Source organism: Allobacillus salarius, assembly GCF_007559425.1.
Classification (GTDB): Bacteria; Bacillota; Bacilli; order Bacillales; family Alkalibacillaceae; genus Allobacillus; species Allobacillus salarius.
Genome location: NZ_VMHE01000057.1, coordinates 1 through 1,943, shown reverse-complemented (window position 1 = coordinate 1,943; position 1,943 = coordinate 1). Strand labels below are relative to the sequence as shown.

At 38.1% G+C, this 1,943-nt stretch carries 2 protein-coding genes; both read left to right on the top strand.

Annotated features, from left to right (window positions below; all coding sequences use genetic code 11):
- Window positions 1-1,161 (top strand): IS21 family transposase (gene istA, locus FPQ13_RS12945; RefSeq protein ID WP_144089733.1); only part of this gene is annotated, 1,161 nt, incomplete at its 5' end.
- Window positions 1,158-1,877 (top strand): IS21-like element helper ATPase IstB, encoded by a 720-nt coding sequence (gene istB / locus FPQ13_RS12940; protein ID WP_144089732.1) that lies wholly within the window; start codon window positions 1,158-1,160, stop codon window positions 1,875-1,877. The genes istA and istB, both read left to right, overlap by 4 nt.
- Window positions 1,878-1,943: the final 66 nt, after the last annotated feature.

Below are 1,943 nucleotides of genomic sequence, written 5' to 3'. Positions count from 1 at the left end.
GAAAGCATGGAGGATGCAGCTTTACCTCTTGAATCTTTTCCAGGTACGGCACAAGTGGATTTTGGCACAGCCCCATTTAAGTATCATTCTGAGCTCATTGACTTACCTTATCTGGTCATGTCATTCCCTCATAGTAATAGCTTTTATTTTCAAGTATTTCCTTCGGAAAATACGGAGTGTTTACTTGAGGGATTACAACGAATGTTTCGTCATATGGGAGGGGTTCCTGCCACGATTCGATTTGATAATCTATCTCCCGCAGTTAAAAAAATACGAGCAAAAGGAGAACGAGAATTAACGGATACGTTTGAGCGATTTGTTTTACATTACGGATTTAAATATGAGTTTTGTAATCCCGGAAAGGGAAATGAGAAAGGCCATGTTGAGGCGATGGTTAAGTACGTGAGGAATAACTTTTTACTACCAGAAAACACCGTAATAAACCTTAATCAATTCAATGAAACACTTTGGGAGTTGGCCGAGCAAGACCGTAATCGCTTGCATTATGAGAAGGAGGTTCTTCAATCCGAATTATTTAAAGAAGATCAAGAAAATTGGCTAGTCCTTCCCGAGAAAAATTTTGATTGTGCTATTTACCAGAATGTAAAGGCTGATAAATATGGCATTGTTACAATAGACAAAAAACAATATTCTACCTCTCCGAGATTTGCCAAACAGAAGGTAAGTGTATGTATTACTTTTAACACCGTAGTTATTTTTAATGAAATTAACGATGTCATTGTTAAGCACTCTCGATTATATGGTATTAAAAGACGCTCGATGATATGGCAGCCTTATCTGGATTTATTATCAAAACGACCAAGAGCCATAAAGTACTCAAGTTTGTATGAGCAGTTCCCACCGACTTGGTCCGAATACTTGAACAGTTGCACGGAGGAAGAGCAAAAAAGCGCCTTACGTTTATTAGGAGAATTATTAAAAAACGATGATTTTACATTATTGAATGAGGCCTTGAAAATGGCTTCTACTCACGGGCATCCGAGTGCTGATCAAATTAAGCATTGTTTTTATTCGCTACTGAACCAAAGCAACACCTATGAAGCTATTAAACCTAGTATTCCGGTACCTAAGGTACCTGATGTAGCAAGAGGCCTTACTCATTACGATTCCCTCTTTCAGACTGGGGGTGAAGTAAGATGAGAGAACAAATTGAGGCCTATGCCAAACGATTAAAGTTGAGTTGGATTCGAGAACATTTTGATGAATTAGAGGCAGACAGTAACCAAGAATATCTTCTCAAACTATTTGAGCAAGAAGTGCAGAATCGAGAAGAACGAAAAGTTAACCTATTACTCAGTCAAGCGCAACTCCCGAAGACAGGTAATCAACCGTTTCAATGGGAGCATATCCGGATCCCTCAAGGAATTGATCGAGAAAGAGTGCTTGATGGAACGTTTATTAAGGAGAAGGAGAATCTTATTCTATATGGAGGTGTTGGAACCGGTAAAACGTATTTGGCGACATTAATTTGTCTGAATGCCATACATAGGTTTGGCAGTAAGGTGAAGTTCTTTACTGTGGCATCTTTAGTTAATAAATTAATAGAGGCGAACCAGCAAGGTTCCCTCCCCAAACTGATTAAACAGATAGAAAAATTAGACTTACTCGTTTTAGATGAGCTAGGCTACATCCCTCTTCATAAACAGGGTGCAGAATTACTTTTCCAAGTAATATCCATGTGCTATGAGAATAAAAGCATCGTCATTACGACAAATCTTCAGTTTGGTCAATGGAATCATGTTTTTGGAGATCCAATATTAACAGAGGCGGTTATTGACCGACTCATACATCATTCACATTTACTCGTTTTTACTGGTGATAGTTATCGCTATAAGGAGTCTTTATTGAACCAATAAATTGAGGTGGCAAGTGGGCATGCATTTTTAAATGCCATTTCATACATTTTTTACTTGCCAAATACA